Source organism: Clostridia bacterium, from assembly GCA_014360065.1.
Taxonomy (GTDB): domain Bacteria; phylum Bacillota; class DSM-521; order Neomoorellales; family JACIYF01; genus JACIYF01.
Map to the genome: position 1 here is coordinate 1 of JACIYF010000226.1, position 2,047 is coordinate 2,047.

4 protein-coding genes are annotated in these 2,047 nt (G+C 55.5%); 2 read left to right on the forward strand and 2 right to left on the reverse strand.

Translation table 11 applies throughout. The features are described 5' to 3' along the window. Positions 1-167 precede the first annotated feature (167 nt). A complete protein-coding gene (locus H5U02_15305) occupies positions 168-521 on the forward strand; it encodes a hypothetical protein (protein MBC7343786.1) in 354 nt (117 codons plus the stop codon). After that, positions 518-679 carry a hypothetical protein gene (locus H5U02_15310; GenBank protein ID MBC7343787.1) on the forward strand — a complete coding sequence of 54 codons (162 nt, stop codon included), beginning with the start codon at positions 518-520 and terminating at the stop codon, positions 677-679. Before H5U02_15305 ends, H5U02_15310 begins: the two co-directional genes overlap by 4 nt. A gap of 21 nt (positions 680-700) precedes the next feature. On the opposite strand, the gene H5U02_15315 is transcribed toward H5U02_15310, so the two are convergent. Both H5U02_15315 and H5U02_15320 read right to left on the reverse strand, forming a co-directional pair. After that, positions 701-1,018 (reverse strand): glycerol-3-phosphate acyltransferase, encoded by a 318-nt coding sequence (locus H5U02_15315; protein ID MBC7343788.1) that lies wholly within the window; start codon positions 1,016-1,018, stop codon positions 701-703. Between the two features lie 168 nt (positions 1,019-1,186). Continuing rightward, on the reverse strand, positions 1,187-1,582 hold the full coding sequence (locus H5U02_15320) for a hypothetical protein (GenBank protein MBC7343789.1): 396 nt from the start codon (positions 1,580-1,582) through the stop codon (positions 1,187-1,189). Between the last annotated feature and the right edge of the window lie 465 nt (positions 1,583-2,047).

Here is a 2,047-nt window from a genome sequence, read left to right on the forward strand (position 1 = left end):
GTTTAAAACTCATGGGAATCCTCCTTTCGGGTTTCGCATCTAAGATTATCTCTTCGAAAGGAGGATTTCCTTTTCCTTCCTCAGCTTCACTCCCAGAATCATCAGAATCATCAAACTGGGGATTCGCCAGGATCGCGAGTCGTTGACAATCTACACAGAAAGAGGCTATGAGTAAAAAGATGGGCGAGGCGGGTGCGCGCATGGTTTTTCTCGGCATCGAGAGCGTCACCCAATCGGTTCTAGATAGCTATCGCAAGGGCATCACCGCCAGCCTTGCCCGGCAAGCGGTAGAGCTGCTGAAAAAGTACGGCATCCGGGTATGGGCCAGCTTCGTGATCGGCGACCTGGTCGATACTCGAGAGACTATCCGAAAGACAGTGGAATTTGCCCGTAGCCTGGAGCCGGATATTGCCGAGTTTAGCATTCTTACCCCTTTCCCAGGAACCCAGCTGTTTGAAAAAGCCAGGGCCTCATCTCAAGCTTCGATTGGTCTCGCTTTGATGGCGCCCACGTCACCATGAAAACCCCGCACCTGACTCCGGGCCAGATTGCCAAGGAAACCATCCGCGCCTACCGGCGCTTCTACCTGCGCCCATCCCGGCTCAAGCAGGTGGCCGCCAGCCTCAGGCTAATGGTGCCCCGGAACTGGCTTGAGCCAACTGCTGCTAGGTCGGGCTAGCCTGTGCCTGAAGGGGTTCCCTTACCTCCCTTGAACCGGAGATAGAAAGGAAAGACATGGCCGATAGTGGTGGAAGCCCCGCTCAAATACACCGCCGCCAGGGGGAGAATGAAAAACGAGAGCGGCTGTAGCCATGGCCAAGAGCCCCTTGGTGATGTCATAGAAAGCGGTCAGGGCTGCCGGGTAGAACCCGAGGCTGCGCGCCACGTTGGTAACCCCGGGATTGCCGTCCCCTACGGTTCGTATATCCTCTTCTGTAAGCCATTTGCAGATAAAATAGGCAGGCAAGAACGAGCCATAAGCGTATCCCAGGAGGATCGGAAGGATTAGACCTACCACCGATGGGCCTCTCCCTCTTGAAGTAACTTCATCTGATTTTCTACCTCCTGGTTCGGCTTGGCCGTATGAGGCACGCCTCTAAGCGAAATAGTTGGAGGGAGCTCCAGCCCCCTCAGGGTAGAGAAGAAAGAGAAGTACGATTCTGGCAGCCGATTACCGCATCTTGTCTCAGCGCAGGTCGTGCGTTATCCCAAGCTGCTCCTCGCTGACACACCGGTCCTGGATCCCCAGCTCCTCCAACCGAACCATGAGCGCTTCCCAGGACACATCAAATATCTCTTTCAACCAGCCCAGCTCACGGGCAAGAAGTGGCTCTCCATGCGGGCTAAGTATCCGTGCCTCGTTCCGTACCCACTGCTCGGGCATGAGAAAGTTCTTGGCGAACCAGTCGGCCTCTCGATCGAGGCCGTACCAGTTCTGGGCCGCTTTGAGTTCAGCCTGAAGTCCAAGGAGATATGGTCGAGCTCGTGGGCGGCTGTCCACCTCAGGCGTGGTGAAAGCCGGAGCCTGGCCGGCAGTATTACGAGATAGCTGTCCATCCTGGCATCGTGGTAGGGCAGCCATCGCCTTTTAGGTGCGTGAAGACTACCTCGGCCCGCCGGGAAAGGCGTTCGACGGCATCCACTGGAGGGCGCGAGACGCCGAACTCAACTAGAGCGTCCAAAGAATTTCTAGCTACTTTGATGTTCCTTGACTGAAGCCCTGCTTTCCTGACCTTGGTGTCCTTTCCAGTTCGTGTGGCCTGGGAGGCAGCTTTTCAAGAGTTCCTGCGACGATGGGGGAGCTATCTAGCGGGCGGAGGTAGGAACAGGCGATTTAGAGTCGAATCTAAAACAAACTGAAGGGGTAAGCTAAGTAGCAAGCAAGATGCTCGATAACGTTTCTGCAGCTTGGGCGGGACAGAACTTGCCGGGTATGGGGTGTGAGTGATGCGTGCTTTAGATGCTGTTTGGGATTCTGGTCCGGTACAAAAGCAATACGCGTGCCGCGAGGCATGGGAACAGTTTGTTCGTCATGGCAATACTCCAA

Coding starts and splice junctions, on each gene's coding strand:
- H5U02_15320 (MBC7343789.1), bottom strand. CDS start 1,582: ATGGCTGCCCTACCACGATGCCAGGATGGACAGCTATCTCGTAATACT.
- H5U02_15305 (MBC7343786.1), top strand. CDS start 168: ATGAGTAAAAAGATGGGCGAGGCGGGTGCGCGCATGGTTTTTCTCGGC.
- H5U02_15310 (MBC7343787.1), top strand. CDS start 518: ATGAAAACCCCGCACCTGACTCCGGGCCAGATTGCCAAGGAAACCATC.